The organism is Sulfuricaulis sp., assembly GCF_041499725.1.
Lineage (GTDB): Bacteria > Pseudomonadota > Gammaproteobacteria > Acidiferrobacterales > Sulfurifustaceae > Sulfuricaulis.
On the sequence record NZ_JBGQKW010000014.1, the window covers coordinates 27602 to 44898 of the forward strand.

The 17297-nt window shown below is 58.3% G+C and carries 17 protein-coding genes; 4 read left to right on the plus strand and 13 right to left on the minus strand.

The window, feature by feature from the left end; all coding sequences use genetic code 11:
- Positions 1-5: 5 nt before the first annotated feature.
- The 6 genes from lepB to rpoE all read right to left on the minus strand — a co-directional run bounded on the left by lepB (position 6) and on the right by rpoE (position 6410).
- Positions 6-836: a signal peptidase I gene (gene lepB, locus ACC569_RS04260; protein WP_372522250.1), complete on the minus strand. Its 831-nt coding sequence runs from the start codon at positions 834-836 to the stop codon at positions 6-8.
- A gap of 3 nt (positions 837-839) precedes the next feature.
- A complete protein-coding gene (lepA, locus tag ACC569_RS04265; RefSeq protein WP_372522251.1) occupies positions 840-2645 on the minus strand; it encodes a translation elongation factor 4 in 1806 nt (601 codons plus the stop codon).
- A gap of 257 nt (positions 2646-2902) precedes the next feature.
- A complete protein-coding gene (locus ACC569_RS04270) occupies positions 2903-4294 on the minus strand; it encodes a Do family serine endopeptidase (RefSeq protein ID WP_372522267.1) in 1392 nt (463 codons plus the stop codon).
- Positions 4295-4308: 14 nt separating this feature from the next.
- A complete protein-coding gene (locus ACC569_RS04275) occupies positions 4309-5283 on the minus strand; it encodes a MucB/RseB C-terminal domain-containing protein (RefSeq protein ID WP_372522252.1) in 975 nt (324 codons plus the stop codon).
- Positions 5280-5825, minus strand: a complete 546-nt coding sequence (locus ACC569_RS04280) for a sigma-E factor negative regulatory protein (RefSeq protein ID WP_372522253.1) — start codon at positions 5823-5825, stop codon at positions 5280-5282. The genes ACC569_RS04275 and ACC569_RS04280 overlap by 4 nt, the downstream gene beginning before the upstream one ends.
- 6 nt (positions 5826-5831) lie before the next feature.
- Positions 5832-6410, minus strand: coding sequence for an RNA polymerase sigma factor RpoE (rpoE, locus tag ACC569_RS04285; RefSeq protein ID WP_372522254.1), 579 nt, complete (start codon positions 6408-6410; stop codon positions 5832-5834).
- A 211-nt stretch (positions 6411-6621) separates the two neighbouring features.
- On the opposite strand from rpoE, the gene nadB reads away from it, so the two are divergent.
- Positions 6622-8262, plus strand: a complete 1641-nt coding sequence (nadB, locus tag ACC569_RS04290; protein WP_372522255.1) for an L-aspartate oxidase — start codon at positions 6622-6624, stop codon at positions 8260-8262.
- Here the strand turns inward: nadB and ACC569_RS04295 are convergent.
- From ACC569_RS04295 to ACC569_RS04305, 3 genes are read right to left on the minus strand one after another with little or no spacing between them, the layout of a single operon-like run.
- Positions 8216-8587, minus strand: a complete 372-nt coding sequence (locus ACC569_RS04295) for a protein YgfX (protein ID WP_372522268.1) — start codon at positions 8585-8587, stop codon at positions 8216-8218. The genes nadB and ACC569_RS04295 overlap by 47 nt on opposite strands.
- Positions 8588-8639: 52 nt before the next feature.
- Positions 8640-8936 carry a succinate dehydrogenase assembly factor 2 gene (locus tag ACC569_RS04300; protein ID WP_372522256.1) on the minus strand — a complete coding sequence of 99 codons (297 nt, stop codon included), beginning with the start codon at positions 8934-8936 and terminating at the stop codon, positions 8640-8642.
- Positions 8936-9631: a succinate dehydrogenase iron-sulfur subunit gene (locus tag ACC569_RS04305; RefSeq protein WP_372522257.1), complete on the minus strand. Its 696-nt coding sequence runs from the start codon at positions 9629-9631 to the stop codon at positions 8936-8938. The genes ACC569_RS04300 and ACC569_RS04305 overlap by 1 nt, the downstream gene beginning before the upstream one ends.
- 267 nt (positions 9632-9898) lie before the next feature.
- Between ACC569_RS04305 and ACC569_RS04310 the strand changes: the two genes are divergently transcribed.
- Both ACC569_RS04310 and ACC569_RS04315 read left to right on the plus strand, forming a co-directional pair.
- Positions 9899-11368, plus strand: a complete 1470-nt coding sequence (locus ACC569_RS04310) for a hypothetical protein (RefSeq protein ID WP_372522258.1) — start codon at positions 9899-9901, stop codon at positions 11366-11368.
- Positions 11368-12030, plus strand: a complete 663-nt coding sequence (locus ACC569_RS04315; protein WP_372522269.1) for a VWA domain-containing protein — start codon at positions 11368-11370, stop codon at positions 12028-12030. The genes ACC569_RS04310 and ACC569_RS04315 overlap by 1 nt, the downstream gene beginning before the upstream one ends.
- Before the next feature lie 95 nt (positions 12031-12125).
- Here ACC569_RS04315 and ACC569_RS04320 read toward each other — a convergent pair whose 3' ends face one another.
- The 4 genes from ACC569_RS04320 to sdhC are packed head-to-tail and all read right to left on the minus strand — an operon-like array spanning position 12126 to position 15425.
- Positions 12126-12932, minus strand: coding sequence for a hypothetical protein (locus ACC569_RS04320; RefSeq protein ID WP_372522259.1), 807 nt, complete (start codon positions 12930-12932; stop codon positions 12126-12128).
- Complete coding sequence (gene sdhA / locus ACC569_RS04325; RefSeq protein ID WP_372522260.1) at positions 12932-14698, minus strand: succinate dehydrogenase flavoprotein subunit; 1767 nt, start codon at positions 14696-14698, stop codon at positions 12932-12934. The genes ACC569_RS04320 and sdhA overlap by 1 nt, the downstream gene beginning before the upstream one ends.
- Complete coding sequence (gene sdhD / locus ACC569_RS04330) at positions 14695-15051, minus strand: succinate dehydrogenase, hydrophobic membrane anchor protein (RefSeq protein ID WP_372522261.1); 357 nt, start codon at positions 15049-15051, stop codon at positions 14695-14697. The genes sdhA and sdhD overlap by 4 nt, the downstream gene beginning before the upstream one ends.
- A complete protein-coding gene (gene sdhC, locus ACC569_RS04335; RefSeq protein WP_372522262.1) occupies positions 15048-15425 on the minus strand; it encodes a succinate dehydrogenase, cytochrome b556 subunit in 378 nt (125 codons plus the stop codon). Before sdhC ends, sdhD begins: the two co-directional genes overlap by 4 nt.
- Before the next feature lie 377 nt (positions 15426-15802).
- Here sdhC and ACC569_RS04340 point away from each other — a divergent pair, with 377 nt between their 5' ends.
- Positions 15803-16849, plus strand: a complete 1047-nt coding sequence (locus tag ACC569_RS04340) for a folate-binding protein YgfZ (protein WP_372522263.1) — start codon at positions 15803-15805, stop codon at positions 16847-16849.
- The last annotated feature ends 448 nt before the right edge of the window (positions 16850-17297 follow it).

A 17297-nucleotide genomic window follows, 5' to 3' on the forward strand; every position in this document is an offset into this window, starting at 1 on the left:
CAATGTCAATTGATCGAATGGCCGATACGATCCCAGACAATACGCTGCCAGAACATCTTGCTCTGGTCGGTCATGTCCCAACTGAACCAGATGAGGAAGGCCTTGCCCACCAGATTCTGATCCGGCACGAAGCCCCAGTAACGGCTGTCGTTGCTGTGATCGCGGTTGTCACCCATAACGAAATACTGGCCTTCCGGCACCACAATCTCGGGCAGCGGCATGTCCGGGTGGTTGGTCGTCAGGATGTCATGCTTCACGCCGTCGAGGTTCTCTCTCGTCCTCAGGGCTTCTCCATGGGCATCGCTGCCCGAAGCAAAAAAATAAGGCCGGCCATCGGCCTGGTCCATGGGCGCTCCGTTGATATACAGCTTCTTATCTTTATATAGGATATGGTCGCCGGGAATGCCAACCACGCGCTTGATGTAGTTGATGGAGGGGTTACCGGGAAAACGAAACACCATCACTTCGCCCCGCTTTGGGTGACTGGAATCCATGATCTTGCTGTTGATCACGGGGAGCCGCACGCCATAGGAAAACTTGTTCACCAGAATGAAGTCGCCGATATAAAGACTGGGAAGCATGGAGCCGGAAGGGATGCGGAACGGCTCAACCACGAACGAGCGGATCAGGAACACGATCAGAATAACCGGGAAAAAGGCGCGCGCATATTCGACATAAGTCGGCTCCTGGCGTATCCGGGCCGCTTCCTCGGCCTTCCCCGCCTGGGAAAGCGCCTTGGCCTTGCGCTCGCGGTTCTCCGCCAGCAGCAATCGATCGAGTCCCCAGATCGCGCCGGTAGTGACCAGAATTAGCAGCATAATAAGTGCAAAGTCCATGTGTTATTTCTCGTCCACGCGCAGAACGGCGAGAAACGCCTCCTGCGGAATTTCTACGGTGCCCAGTTGTTTCATGCGTTTCTTTCCCTCTTTCTGTTTTTCCAGAAGCTTGCGCTTGCGCGTGGCGTCGCCGCCATAGCATTTGGCCGTGACATTCTTGCGCAACGCCTTGACCGTTTCGCGCGCGATGATCTTGGAGCCGATGGCCGCCTGGATGGCGACGTCGAACATTTGCCGCGGGATCAGTTCGCGCAGTTTTTTCGCCAGTTCCCGGCCGCGATACTGGCTCTGCTCCTGGTGCACAATTACCGACAGGGCGTCCACTTTATCGCCATTAATAAGCACGTCAAGCTTCACCACGTTAGCGACACGAAATTCCTGGAAGTCGTAGTCGAGCGAGGCATAACCACGGCTGACTGATTTCAACCGATCGAAAAAATCCAGCACCACCTCGGCCAGCGGTAGTTCGTACACCAGCATGGCCTGACGGCCGTGATAGGTCATATCCTTCTGGATACCGCGTTTCTCCACACACAGCCCGATGACATTGCCCACATATTCCTGCGGCACGAGGATTGTGGCGCGGATGATGGGCTCGCGTATATCGACGATTCTGGACGGGTCCGGCATTTTCGCCGGATTCTCGACAAGTAACACTTCATTTGCCGTTACCACCTCGTACACCACCGTGGGCGCGGTCGTGATGAGATTCAGTCCGTATTCGCGCTCAAGCCGCTCCTGAATGATCTCCAGATGCAACATGCCGAGGAAACCGCAGCGGAAACCGAAACCGAGGGCCTGCGAGGTTTCCGGTTCATAATGCAGCGAGGCATCGTTGAGCTGCAGCTTCGCGAGTGCGTCGCGGAACGTCTCGTACTCGGAGGATTCCACCGGATACAACCCGGCGAACACGCGCGGCTTTATTTCCTTGAATCCGGGGAGCGGTTTGTCGGCGGGACGGTCGACGTGCGTGATCGTGTCGCCGACGCGCGCGCTGCGCACGTCCTTGATGCCGGCCATGACATAGCCCACCTCGCCCGGCCCCAGATCGGTAACGGGTTTGCGCTTGGGCGTGAAGATGCCGATCTGCTCGGTCACGTAATCGCGTCCGGTGGCCATGAGCCGGATCTTCTCTCGTGGCTTCAGGCGTCCGTCCATGACGCGCACCAGCGAAACCGTTCCGAGGTAATTGTCGAACCAGGAATCGATGATCAGCGCCTTGAGCGGTGCGTTGGCGTCGCCCTTGGGTGTCGGGATATGCTTGACGATCGCCTCCAGAATTTCCGGCACGCCTTCGCCGGTCTTCGCGCTCGCGCGGACGGCATCCTGGGCATGAATGCCGATGATGTCCTCGATCTCCTGGATTGCCCGCTGCGGATCGGCGGAGGGAAGATCGATCTTGTTCAGCACCGGTAGAATTTCCAGATTCAGTTCAGAGGCGGTGTAACAGTTGGCCACGGTCTGTGCCTGCACGCCCTGCGATACATCCACCACCAGCAACGCGCCTTCGCAGGCGGTCAGCGAGCGCGACACTTCGTAGGAGAAGTCCACGTGTCCCGGCGTGTCAATCATATTCAGGCGATAGGTCTGGCCGTCACGCGCCTGGTAGTCGAGTGCCACACTCTGAGCCTTGATGGTGATGCCCCGTTCGCGTTCGAGATCCATCGAATCCAGCACCTGTTCCTGCATCTCGCGCGCTTCCAGCCCCCCGCAGACCTGGATGAAACGGTCCGCGAGCGTGGATTTGCCGTGGTCGATGTGCGCGATGATCGAGAAGTTCCGGATAAGTTCCTGGTTCCAGCTGCTCACAAATGTTGCCCTGCTGCGCTCGTCTTGTCATTCACAAATGTTGCGATGCTCCCGCCGAAATGGCGCCGGCGGAAACCGCCTGTGTCGTGGATACGAAAAAGGCGCCCGAGGCGCCTGGTTTCCTGGTTTCTGTCAAATGGCTTCAGGGCCGCGGCCTGTTTCCGAACGCCCTGCGCGGCGAAGCATACCTTATTTCAGGGTTGGTATAAATATTCATAACATGCGCTGACATGAGAATAACAACCCCCCGGGAATGTTCAAGTGGGTTCCGCCGAAATAATCGCCAGAAACAGCGTCGTCATGCCACGCCGTACCCGCAGTACGACGGGTCGATGCGGGGAAGCGTGTTCGAGAAGGCGATGGAAGGCGGCCACATCGCTGACGCGTTTGCCGTCCACTTCGAGGATCACGTCCCCGGGGCGCAAACCGGCGTCGCGCGCCTGGCCGTCACCGACACCGACAACGCTGATGCCATTATCGATCTCAAGATTTTTCCGCTGCGATGCCGACATTTCGCTCAAAGCTAGGCCGTATCGCGAATGCTTTTCGATGTCATCGCGCCGGGACGCCGGCTTGGCGGCGATTTCTTCCTTGAGTTCACCGACAGTCACCACCACGGTTCTTGGTCCCCCGTCGCGCCGGAATACACCGAGACGCGTAAGTGTGCCTGGCATCGTGAGGCCCACCTGTGGCGGCAGATCCGTGGACCGGTCAATCGCACGGCCTTGGTACTCCAGCACGATATCGCCGGTGCGCAGATCGGATTTTGCCGCCGGACTGCCGGGTAGAATATCGGCAATCAACGCACCGTGTGGCTGGTTCAGGCCGTAGGCACTGGCCAGCGTACGCGATACCTCCTGCAGACTCACCCCGAGCCAACCGCGCCGCACCCGGCCTTCGTTTTTAAGCTGCGCGCCGATCGTTATGGCGGCATTGATCGGAATGGCGAACGACACCCCCATGAAACCGCCGGTGCCGCTGTAGATCTGCGAATTAATGCCAACCACTTCGCCTTTGAGATTGAACAGCGGGCCGCCGGAGTTGCCGGGGTTAATGGGCACATCCGTCTGGATGAACGAAACATAATTTTCGTTCGGCAGCGTCCGCCCTTTGGCGGAGACGATGCCGGCCGTCGCGGAGCTGTCGAAACCGAAAGGCGAGCCGATGGCCAATACCCACTCGCCAACCTGAAGTTTATTCGCGTCGCCGATGACCACCGTGGGTAGCGCGGACGCTTCAACCTTGAGCAAGGCCACATCACTGCGGCGGTCCGCCCCCACCAGACGTGCGCTGAGTTCGCGCCGGTCGGCCAGCCGCACCTGGATCTCGCGCGCATTCTCGATCACATGCGCGCAGGTTAGAATATATCCGTCGGGCGAAATGATGAAACCCGATCCCAGTGAACTCTCCTCCGCTTGATCGGGATTTTCATCGAAGTAGCGCGGCGTGAAAAGGCGGGAGGATTTTTCATCGGTGGTGGACGATGGCGAAAAACCGGCGCGGCTGGGATCCCGCGTGACACTGAGGTTGACGACGGCCATGCCGTGCCGGACGACGAGCCGGCTGAAATCCGGCAGCTCGCGCGGCGCCGCTTGCACCGTCAGCGAAAGAAACAGCGGGAAGAAAAGACAGTATCCGTGTCGGCGCATCACAGCCGCGAAGCTCACTGCGCCGGCGCCACAGATCCGCCGATGAAAGCAACGGTCGCGGCCGGCACTTCGCCCACCGTCGTAATCTGGTAATCGCCCGACTGGGCGCTCATCGCGTGCACGGCGCCCATGCGGCTCGGTCCCTGCATGAAAGGTTTGACGCCCTTTTCCTGTTTCTCGATGAATACCGACACCATAGCCAACCCGTCCGTGTAAACGAGATGTTCAACGGGTTGCTTACGCATCGGCAGGCGGCGCGTCATGTGCGCGGACAGCCGGAACCCCCGGGGCAATTGCGCGGCAACCCAGCCGGGTTTTTCGGAGACGTTCCGGGCGCCGCTGTCTTCCCGGTACCAAGTCATGCTTTTGCCGGTCATGCCGGGCGCGAGCGCGGCAGCGGGAATTTTGATGCCGATATTGATCTGCGTGAACATGAACTGCTCGAGGATGGCGCCTTGCGTGTCAAGCAGGTCGGCCTTGAGCAGCAGGCCGGTATCGGCATCCGCCCATAAATGATAGCCGTAGCGATACTGATCAACCGGCTTGACGATCACGAGCTGTGCCACGCGACCGGTGACACGCTCGGTATTGCCCAGCATCAGGACGTAATAGTCGTCCAGGTCCTGCAAGCGCTCCGGAAGAATGGAAGGAAAACTTTTCCCGTCCGTTTTGCGATATTCGACCATGACTGAGTTTTTGTCCGGCCAGTAACAGCGGACTTCGTTCGCGTCGCGGATAATCTCGCGCGGCGCGCCGTTCAGCGACACCAGCCGTTCCCGCGACGACTTGTTCTCGATCTTGTGAAAGATCCGCATGGCCTCAAGCTGGGCGTCATGCTGGTAAACGAAGGTGCCGTCGTATTCCAGATCGCGCGCCGCGTGATTAATTTTCATCAACCACTCGTGCGCGGCATCCGCCGCCATGGCCGTGGAGCAAACGAACAAACCGAGAAAAATGAAAGCTGAACGATCCGAGAGGCGAGAAATCATTTATCGTTATCGTAACTGACAATCCGGACATAAGGCATCATGCCGCCGAGCCCGGATGTCGAGGCAAACTCGTCATGTTCAATCAAGTAGGCATTGAGCGCGCTTTCGGTCTCCGGTTCCTTCATGTCCCAACGCGTGGTGCCGGAACGGATGATGTTTTGCGGCGCCGGTTTGTTGGCGGCCAACGCCGGTAATGGCGCCGGGGTCGGCTGATGAATCCACTGCACGCCGGTGATAGCGATCGCCGCGACCGAGGCCGCGATCGCCAGCGTGCCAAGAAAACGGGTGACCCGATGACGCCGGAATGAAACAGCGGTGGACGGTTCGGCTTCGATGCGTCTCGCAACTTGCTCGGCCGCATCCTGCGCAACGACTACATCCACGTCGCGGTGCAGCGCCGCGCGCACGAGATGATAGCGTTCCCACGTGCGGCGGAGCGCGACATCGCCCTCGAGCGCCGTGAATACGCGGCGCTCTTCCAACTCGTCGAGTTCGTTGTCAACCAGCGCCGACAGTTTCTGTTTCATGTGTTCATCGTTCATATGGCACTACCTTTCCAGCAATGGCCGCAGTTCCTGATCGATGGCCTCGCGCGCGCGGAAGATGCGCGAGCGCACGGTGCCGATCGGACAATCCATGATTTCGGCGATTTCCTCGTAACTCATTCCCTCGATCTCGCGCAGCGTGATGGCCGTGCGCAGATCCGGCGGGAGAAGTTCCAGAACCCGGTGCACCGTCGTGGCGATCTCATTGGTCAGCATCTGGCGCTCTGGCGTGGCCTGATCGCGCAGCCCCTCGCCGCCTTCAATGAGTTCCGCGCTTTCAATCTCCATGTCCGAGCCGGGTGGCCGCCGGCCCTGCGACTCGAGGTAATTCTTCGCCGTGTTCACGGCGATCCGGTACAACCAAGTATAGAACGCGCTTTCGCCACGAAAACCTCCGATGGCGCGGTAGGCCTTGATCAGAGCCTCCTGCGTTACGTCTTCCACTTCTCGCCGGTCGCGCACGTAGCGCGAAATCAGCTTGGCGAGTTTGTGCTGGTATTTTCGGGTCAGAAGATCGAAGGCGGTTTTGTCGCCTTTCTGCACACGCACTACCAGCTTTTGGTCAATACTCCGCTCGCTCATGAGGACCTGTCCCCATGGGTTCCGATACGGGGTATTCTGCACCTAAGAGACCGTGGCGAGGGGCTAAAGTTCGCGGGAATGACACGGGGAAGAGGGTATTTGTTGTTCAATTTTCTGTCCCTGAGAGGAATCGGCACGGTAAAAACAAGTCCGACACGTGTGATAGGATATCGTAAACGCCACAAATGTGCCCTCTCCTCATCGAACGCGCATGAAAACCCCCCAGTTCTCCGACGTCCTGATCATCGGCGGCGGCGCTGCCGGTCTCAGCCTTGCACTGCGGGTGGCGGACAAGGCGCGGGTCACCATCCTTGCCAAAGCGGCGCTCACGGAGAGCGCCAGCCTCTATGCCCAGGGCGGCGTGGCCGCCGTTCTGAACGGACAGGAAGATACCTTCGATTCGCACATCCAGGACACGCTTAATGCCGGAGCCGGCTTGTGTCGCCGCGACACCGTTGAATTCGTCGTGCGCCAGGGACCGGAGGCGATTCACTGGCTGATTGACCGCGGCGTTCCGTTCAGCCAGGAGAAACAAGCGAATGGCGCAATGGAATATCACCTGACGCGCGAAGGCGGCCACAGTCACCGACGGGTAATACATGCCGAAGACGCTACCGGCCGCGCTGTCGAGACGACGCTCGAATCGCTCGTCCGCCGGCATCCGAACATCACGCTGCACGAAAGCCACATCGCCATCGATCTCATTACCAGCCGGAAGCTCGGCCGCACCGGGCCTGACCGTTGTCTTGGCGTCTACGCGCTGAACAGAAAATCCGGACACATCACCACCTACAGCGCCCATTTTGTGGCGCTGGCCACTGGCGGCGCCTGCAAGGCTTACCTTTATACCAGCAACCCGGACACCTCGACCGGCGATGGCATCGCCATGGCCTGGCGCGCCGGCTGCCGCGTGGCCAACATGGAGTTCATCCAGTTCCACCCGACCTGTCTGTATCACCCGCGCGCCAAATCATTTCTGATTTCCGAGGCAGTGCGCGGTGAAGGCGGACGCCTGACACTGCCGAACGGCAAGCCGTTCATGCAGGATCACGACCCGCGTGGCGAACTGGCCTCGCGCGACATCGTGGCGCGCGCGATCGACTACGAAATGAAGCGCGGCGGTCTCGATTACATCCACCTCGACATCAGCCACAAGCCGGCGGATTTCATCAAAAGCCACTTCCCGACGATTTACGAGCGCTGCAAGGAATACGGATACGACATCACGCGCGAACCGATCCCGGTGGTACCGGCGGCACACTATACCGGCGGCGGTGTCATGACCGATCTCTCCGCCCGCACCGATCTCGACCGGCTCTACGCTGTCGGCGAATGCGCCTACACCGGCCTGCACGGGGCCAATCGCCTGGCCAGCAACTCCCTGCTCGAATGCCTGGTGTTCGCCAAAACCGCGGCCGAGGACATACTCAAGCAGCTGCCGGTGGTCGGCCAGTTGCCGGGCGACCTGCCGCCCTGGGATGAAAGCCGCGTGACCGACCCCGACGAACAGGTGGTGGTGTCGCATAACTGGGACGAGCTGCGCCGTGGCATGTGGAGCTACGTAGGCATCGTGCGTACCACCAAGCGCCTGCAACGCGCACAGCATCGGGTGACGATGCTGAAAGAGGAGGTCCGGGAGTTCTACAGTAACTTTAAGGTTACGAATGATCTCATTGAATTACGTAATTTATTATTGGTATCCGAACTGATCATCCGCTCCGCCCTGGCGCGCAAGGAATCACGCGGGCTGCACTACACGCGTGACTATCCGAAGACGCTCCCGGGCACTCCCCAGGACACTGTGCTTACGCCGGAACCACATGAAGCTTCAGGGCGACGCGCCAACGCCTGAACGGTTCCGGTTCCACGGCATCGGCGGCAATGGCGAGACTGATCGGCCAGCGCCGGCTCTCGATTTTGAGCGATAAAAGCGTCAACCAGGGATGAACAAAGCGGCTGGTAATCTGGCAGACGTGCCAATCGTCCTTTCCTGCGAAGCACACCGACATCACCCCTTCTCCGTCCATCTCGATCGTCTCAATGGCTGACGGCCCCTGGCGCCACGCATGAACGCGTAAGGACCGGTAAAGGCTCATCCCTAACAGCGTCCAGAGTGCCAGCCGTACCGGCCAAGCGACGGGAACCACCATCAACAGCGCCATCCCGCCGAGATGCACGAACAGCAATGCACCCGTCAGAAGATGAGAAACTTTTATATTTAAAATCAGATTACTTTCTGATCTTGGATACAATTTGGCTTAACTCTTTTTCGAGTGGATTTTCGCTGCCCTGAACATAAGCCCAGAGTATGTTATCGGGAACAGCCAGTAATTTGTCGAAGGCTTCCTGTTCGGCCGGCGTGAGGGACGCATAACCCTGATCCAGGAAATTCTTAAGTACTATGTCGAGTTCCAGAAGCCCCCGGCGGCAACGCCAACGCAGCCGATCGAAATGACGCCCATCCAACTCCCCCTCTCCCGCATTGCGGGAGAGGGCAAGGGGAGAGGGTAGAGGCGATTTGTCCATCAGAGAACGCGTTTGGCCAGCATCATTTTGATATGGCCAATGGCTTTGGCAGGATTCAGCCCTTTGGGGCAAGCCTCGGTGCAGTTCATGATGGTGTGGCAGCGGAACAGCTTATAAGGATCTTCCAGGTCGTCGAGACGTTCACCGGTGGCTTGATCACGGCTATCGGCGAGAAATCGCCACGCCTGCAGCAGCGCGGCGGGCCCCAGGAACTTATCGGGATTCCACCAGAATGACGGGCAAGCCGTTGTACAACAAGCACAAAGTATGCACTCGTACAGGCCGTCCAGCTTGTCGCGCTCCTCGGGAGATTGAAGCCGCTCTATCTCCGGTTCCGGGTCATGATTGATCACCCAAGGCTTCACCGCCCGATAGGAGGTGTAAAACTGGGTCAGGTCCACGATCAGGTCGCGGATCACCGGCACCCCCGGCAGCGGCCGGAGCTCGATCGGCTGCTTCAAATCCTTCAGCGGCGTGATGCAGGCCAGCCCGTTGCGACCGTTGATGTTCATCCCATCCGACCCACACACCCCTTCCCGGCACGAGCGCCGGAACCCGAGACTGTCGTCCTGCTGCTTGAGCAGCACCAGCGCATCCAGCAGCATCACCGCGTCGCTATCATCCGGTAGCTCATAGGCCTGCATCCGTGGCCTTTTGTCGGATTCGGGGTTAAAGCGGTAGATGGAGAATTTCATTCAGCAGAGTTTAGCTTGATGCGGATTCAGTTGTCATATCCCCGGTATTTTCTCCGTGGCACCGTTTTGTTTCATACCTCCCCGTGGCGGCCCCCGAGAGGCCAATAATCCCTGCATAAAACAGCGAATTTAGTGACCGGTAATCCCCGTCGTTGCCGCCTTTGGTCGGACCGGCGCGATGTCCGCCTAGGCTAGCGCTAATTACTACGCATAATTACATGATCGGCCCGCAAGTGGTCATTTCGTAATGCACAAAGGGAGAATGCTATGGACAGCTGGCAGGCACTACTTATCTGGCCGGGAAACCCCGTCGTGTCGGTACTGATGTTGTTTGTCATTGCCATTCCAATTCTATACGGCGCGCGCCAGGCGATGCACAGCCTGCTGCACGCGTTGTTCCGTGCCATCAGCAATCCCCTGCGCCTCGGGTCCCACTGGCTTTTCAAAACCGCTGAAGAACTGCGCCAGCGTAATAAAATGGTGCTGCTCTCCCACGGACGCGGTGAAATCTCCCAAGGCATCGTCAAGGAGTTCGACCGCGTCACCAGCTTGGTGCAGCGCGATCTGCACGGTTACCCGGCGCTGCAGCGCAAGCTCATGGACGAGATCACGCGCATCGAGGAAGACTTTCAGAAGTGCGGCGAGGTGCCGCCGCCCCCGCCGGAGTGGACGAAAGCCGTCGCCGCGATCGCCAAGATCAAACCCTCCGGCGACGGTCTGGTGGAAAGAATTCTGGAAGACATCAGCGACTCCATCGAAGAAATTTACGAGAAGGTCATCGCCGAGTACCGCGAGTCATCCAAGAAGCGCCACGACATCCTCAAGGGCTTCATGCCGTTCTGGCGCTCCGTCGACCAGAGCCTGAACCGCGTGGACAAGAATCTCAACGGGCTCAAGGACAGCGCCGCCAAGATCGACGAGCAGATGGAGAAGTACAAGCAGATCAATGCCAACACCGAAAAGGCCGAGTATACCCTGACTTCCTCGGCAACCACCCTGTTCGTGATCTCGCTGCTGGTGATGCTGATAGCCGCCGGCGGCGCGTTCGTAAACTTCTGGCTCATCGAACGTCCCATGGAAGCGATGGTGGGCGGTTCGGAATATATTTACGGCAATCTCCAGGCCTCCTATCTGGCGGCGATGGTGATCATCTTTTTTGAAACCCTGATGGGTTTGTTCCTGATGGAATCGCTGGGCTACACCCATCTGTTTCCGCTCAATGGCGTCAACAACAGCATGCGGCGCTGGATGGTGTGGATCGCCTTTACCATCCTGCTGATCCTGGCCGGCGTCGAAGTGGCGCTGGCGGTTATGCGCGACATGATCGTCGCGGCGGACGTGGCCCTGAAACAGGAACTGGCCGGCGGCGCGGCGGTTACCGCGGCGAACGTTGGTTGGGCGCTGAATATTCCCAAAGCGGCGCAGATGATCCTGGGTTTCACGCTGCCCTTCGCCCTCGCCTTCGTGGCGATTCCGCTCGAGTACCTGATTCATTCCGGGCGCACCGTGTTCGGTGCGCTGCTGGTGCTGGGCATCCGCGGCCTGGGGTTCACGACGCGTTTCCTGTCGAGCATGACGCGTCAGATCGGCAAAGGAACGGAATATTTCTATGACGCCGTGATCTTTCTGCCGCTCATCATCGAACGTGTCGTGGTCAACCACGGTTCACAACCGGCGGGAAAATCGGGAGGCATGGCCGCCTTTTCCAAGCGCAGCACCGGGGAGCATGTACTGTGATGCGGCGCCTGGGTTTCATTCCGTTCCTGGCTTTAGCCCTGTTGTCAGCGTCCTGCGCCGATCAGCGCAGCCATGCGCAGGCGGTCTACATGCTGGTGGACACCTCGGGCACCTACTCGCAGGAGCTCGATAAGGCGCAGCGCATCGTCAGTTACCTGCTCGGCACCCTGAAGTCCGGTGACTCGCTAGCGGTGGCGCGGGTCAAGAGCCGCAGTTTCTCCGAGAAGGACATCGTCGCCAAGGCGACCTTCGTGAAGGACCCGATGCAGGTCAACAATCAGAAGCGCGCCTTCGCCGACAAGATCGGCGTCTTCAAGTCCGACGCCAAGAAAGGCAGCGCCTACACCGACATTACCGGCGGGGTCATCCAGGGAGCGGAGTTCCTGAATGAAACCGAAGCCGGACAGAAGACCATCCTGATCTTCTCCGACATGCAGGAAGAACTGGACTACAAGACCGTGCGTGACTTTCCCATCGACCTCAAGGGCATCCGCATCATCGCGCTGAACGTCACCAAGCTCACCACCGATAACGTCGACCCGCGCCGCTACATGGGGCGTCTGGAATGGTGGGAGAAGCGCGCCCGCGCCGCCGGGGCCACGGATTGGAAGGTGGTGAACGATCTGGAACACCTGGAGCGCATATTCAGGGGGCGAGGATAAATAAGTTGTGTACTTACAAACCGCTCTGAACTTACGCTTGTTAAAGGGTACTGACCCCTATATTTGGAAGGCATATTCAAATTGCGTAGCCATAGTTATTTCTCCTTGCCTTTAAATAAGGTGCTGCATGGGCAATATTGGGCGCTCATCTTTTCTTGCGCACAGTACTTTAAGCATGCCTCATAAGAAGGCTGTTTCCTAAACCAATCCAACCCAATCCATCCTCCATCACCGTTATAAATCATTTCTCCGCACGAAACTGCCTTAGCCGTTTTAATTACAGTTCGATCGATGGTATGAGTCATTGAATCTCTATTTAACTTCTTGATATTCTCAACGGAGACAAAACCATCACGAGCAGTCATGTTCAGGATTTCTTTCTTTTTAACTTCGTTAGAGTTTGGGCTCAGTATCACATTTAATTCTTTAAACTCCGTTGGGAATTGCTCCACAGGGATTCTCTTCCATTCCCCGTCGTATTTTAAGAACACGTAGGGCGGATTCGGTCTTTTCCATTTGTTATAGGCGAGACACCCGCCGGGCGTAGTAACTAGGTACGGTGTGCCGTTCAGGATGTCTACCATATACAAGACAAGATTGTCTTGATACGCCCTGCCAAAATCACTCTTCCACGTCACGGTCTGTTTCGTTTCCGGAACTGTGAACGTGAGCGTCGACTCCTTCAGCGGGTCGGGTTGGAAGGGCTCGCGCAAGCCCTTGGGATCGTAAGTATACGTGCGGGAAACGATGAGTTTTTTTCCGTCATGCAATGCCACCTCCTCTTTCCACGTGGTAGAAGTACAGGCGCTCAGGGCGACTCCCAGCATTACTATAAAAACAACCGGCTGCCACCCGCGTAACGGTAAGGTATGGGTTAACTTAATTAATGGGGCCAGAGCCACTAATAAACCCTTTCCTTCGGAGGGAAAGGCTCAACGCTAAGCGGCTTCATGCGCACCGGTTTGTAATCAAGCTTGTTGCCCTCCCGACTGTAGAGTGTGTGCTTAAGCCAGTTGCGGTCGTCGCGCTTGGGATAATCGAGTCGTGAATGCGCGCCGCGGGATTCGTGGCGCGCGGCAGCGGAGTGGACCGTGGCGAGCGCAATGTCCATGAGATTTTCGAGTTCGAGTGCTTCGATGCGCGCGGTGTTGAATATCCTGCTGTGATCGCGCAACGTGGCGCGCTGTAAACGCTCGACGAGTTTCGTGACTTTTTTAATTCCCTGGTCCAGCAATTCCTGCGTGCGGAACACGCCGCAGTGCTCTTCCATGGTGAGACGCAATTCGTCGCACAGCTTATCAACCGATTCGCCATCGCCCTGTTTATCCCAGCGTGTCAGGCGCGCCATCGCGCGATCCTTGGTATCGGGCGGCATTGGGCGGTGGCGCCGGTTTTCCTTGAGATATTCGAGGATGTGATTGCCGGCCGCGCGGCCGAACACGATGATATCGAGCAGCGAATTGCCGCCGAGGCGATTGGCGCCGTGTACCGATACGCAGGCGCATTCGCCCACGGCATAAAGACCCGGCACCGCTTCTTCCGGCCCGGTATGCACCGGCGCTACTACTTGGCCGAAACGGTTGGTGGGAATGCCGCCCATGGTGTAGTGCGCCGTGGGATAAACCGGGATGGGTTTTTCTATCGGATCGACGTGCGCGAAGCGCATGGCGGATTCGCGTATACCTGGCAGGTGTTTTTTGATGGCTTCTGCGCCGAGGTGATCGAGCTTGAGCAACACGTGGTCCTTCTTCGGCCCGCAACCGCGCCCGGCGTGGACCTCTTCATAAATTGCGCGGCTGACGACGTCGCGGCTGGCGAGGTCTTTAGCGTGCGGCGCGAAACGCTCCATGAAGCGCTCGCCTTCGGCATTAATAAGGTATCCGCCCTCGCCGCGTGCGGCTTCGGTAATGAGGATACCGATGCCGGCGATGCCGGTCGGGTGAAACTGCACGAACTCCATGTCCTGCAACGGGATGCCGGCGCGCAGCGCCATGGCCATGCCGTCGCCGGTATTGATCATGGCATTGGTCGTGGTGCGGTACAGGCGCGCCACCCCGCCGGTGGCGATCAGCGTGGTCTTGGCCTCGATGATCAGTGGCTCGCCGGTTTCGATTTCGATCGCGAGCGCGCCGAGCGCATAACCGTTCTTGTCCATCAACAGATCGACGACGAAGAATTCATCGAAGAAATGCGTGCGTGCCTTGAGGTTCTGCTGGTAAAGCGCATGCAGCATGGCATGACCGGTGCGATCGGCGGCGGGACAGGTGCGCATCGCCTGCTCGCCGCCAAAGTTCAGGCTTTGGCCGCCGAAGGCGCGCTGATAAATGCGGCCATTTTCCAGGCGTGAGAACGGCACGCCGTAATGTTCGAGCTCGATGACCAGGTTCGCCGCCGCGCGGCACATGTATTCGATCGCGTCTTGATCGCCGAGGTAGTCGCTGCCCTTCACGGTGTCGTACATGTGAAAATGCCAGTTGTCCGGTTGCGTGTTGCCGAGCGCGGCGTTAATGCCGCCCTGCGCCGCGACGGTGTGCGAGCGCGTGGGAAATACCTTGGACACGACGGCGACATGCGCCTCACCCTGTGCGAGTTGCAATGCCGCGCGCAGCCCGCCACCGCCGGCACCGATGACGAGGCAATCGAAACGACGGCGGGCGATGTTTTTCATGGGGCGGCGGTAATCAGAATTTGCGCTGCCCAGAGTACCAGAGCAAGCAGGCCCAGTGCGGTCAGCAAGGTGACGCTGAAACGCAGCCAGAGTGGATGCAGATAGTCGAGATAAATACTGCGCATGCCGACCCAGGCATGGATCAGGATGCTGGCCAGGAACAAAGCCCAGGCGATGCGTACATAGCCCGTGGCGAACCAGGCCTTCCACGCGATGTAATCACGGACCGGTAACAAGCTGAGATGCGCAATGGCGTAAATGACGAAGCCGCCCATGTACAACGAAGTCACGCGTTGCAGCAGCCATTCCGTCAGGCCGCTGTGGGCACTGCCCGCGGAGCGTACGCGTCTCACAGACAGACTCCGGTCAGCGCCACGACCGCCAGGGAAGCAGCAAAGGCGAGCCAGGCGTTGCGACGCGCGGCGGGCTTACTGTCGCCGATGCCGATGTCCAGCAGCAAATGCCGAACACCGGAAAAGAAGTGCTGGGCGAATACCCACACGGTCACCAGTACGACAATACGCCCAATAATGGTGGCCGCTTGCGTAGCAATTTTGGCGTAGGCCGCCGGGTCCTGAAGCGAACGCTGCAATATATATAGTGCGATCGGCAGCAACAGAACCAAGAACGCGCCAGTGGCGCGGTGCAGGATGGACAGGATTCCGCCAACAGGCAGGCGGATTTTGAAAAGATTGAGGTATACCGGACGTTTTTTGTTATTTCCCATGCGTGCCAAAATTCATCCTTAATATATGCGAACTCTACACCCTCTCGCCGGAGGAAGGAATTTGGAGATGGCATGGGGCATCTCTGATTAACCCCGTCCCGCTCGCCCTGAGCTAATCGAAGGGCGAGCAACAAATATCGATAAAACCAGCTTTATCGTCCGTTCATGCTTCGACAAGCTCTGCACGAACTGACTTGTTCAGAATTCCCTAGTGTAAACCGGCCGCGGGCGGCTTCCATTCGTTTCATACCGACCAGGACGCCGTGAATGCCATCCCTGGCGAGGCGTTCAGACTCTGTATCTGGCCCCGGCCTCGCCCGGCAAGGCGAGTTTCCGCTATCATGCGCATCCCAGTCAGCACTGGCAGGCAGGTAACCGTGAACGAAACGTGGAAATCCTTTATCGAGAACCAGGGCGCCGTCCTGGAGGGCGATCGCGTGCAGCACTTCGGCCATCCTGTCGAGGAACGCCGCGCCGCCGCTGGGGGGCATGTCCTCGCCGACCTCTCGGGTTTCTCGCTGATCGTGGCGCGCGGCGGCGACACACAGAATTTCCTCAATGGTCAGCTGAGCAACGACATACGCCAGCTCGACGCGACACACAGCCAGCTCGCTTCCTGGTGCAGCCCCAAGGGGCGCATGCTCGTTATCTTCCGGCTGCTCCGGCGTGGCAGCGACACTCTGCTGCAATTACCCGCGACATTGCTCGAGAACACACTCAAGCGACTGCGTATGTTCGTGATGCGCGCCAAAGTGACATTGGAAAGCGCGGACGCTGCACTGGTCAGTATCGGATTATCCGGCCCGGATGCCAAAAAGATTCTTACGGAAGCGGCGGGCTTTGCTCCCAGCGGGGATAACGGCTGCGAAACCCGCGAAGACGTAACTATTATAAATCTGCCTGGGCTCCACCCGCGCTATGAAATCATCGCGCCAACTGCCGCGGTGGAAAAACTATGGGGAAATCTCAAGTCCAAGGCGACGCCGGTCGGGCCGGCGGTGTGGGCATGGTTGGATATCATGGCGGGAATCCCCAGCGTTCACCCCCAAACCATTGAAGAATTCGTCCCACAAATGGCCAATCTCGAGGCCGTCGGTGGCGTCAATTTCAAGAAAGGCTGCTATCCCGGACAGGAAATCGTGGCGCGCATGCAGTACCTCGGGAAGCTCAAACAGCGCATGTATCGCGCACATGTCGCCGGCGAAGTCGCGCCGCGTCCGGGCGACGCCATTTTTGCATCGGACTTTCCCGGCCAGTCGGCCGGCACGGTCGTGGAAGCGCAACCGTCGCCGGACGGCGGTTACGACCTGTTGGCCGTGATTCAGATCAGCAGCGCCGAAGCGGGTGAGCTTCATTTCGGAAGCGAAACCGGTCCGCGCCTTACGCTCCACTCCCTGCCCTACTCTCTTCCTGCCGGCAGCTGAAACGGAATAAATACTTTCCGCTTCCCGTCAAACAGTTTGTTTTACGGCGCTACGCTTGTCTGTAGGGGATGCTTGTGTTTGAATGATTTTGCACAAGTCACAATATAAGCGAATTCTAATAAACTGCGTCGAGTCTTTCATAAAGCAGAAAACCAAGTGACCAAGGAGACAGAACGGATGGCATGACACCGAACCCTCGCATTTCTTACCTAACCGGCATCAGAAGTAAACCGGTGTATCAATAGAAAGAGCGTTCTATGGAGGAACAACTATGAGTGATACAGGTTTTTTTCGAAAATTGCCTAGCGCCATTCCCGGCCTGGCCCTGATCGTCATCACCTTGGTGATTATCCGCGGCTACCCCGGCATGGACATCGCCGGCTTCAAAGGAATCGAACCATGGATGGCCGCCACCAAAGTATTCGGGATGCAGAAACCGCTAACCGAC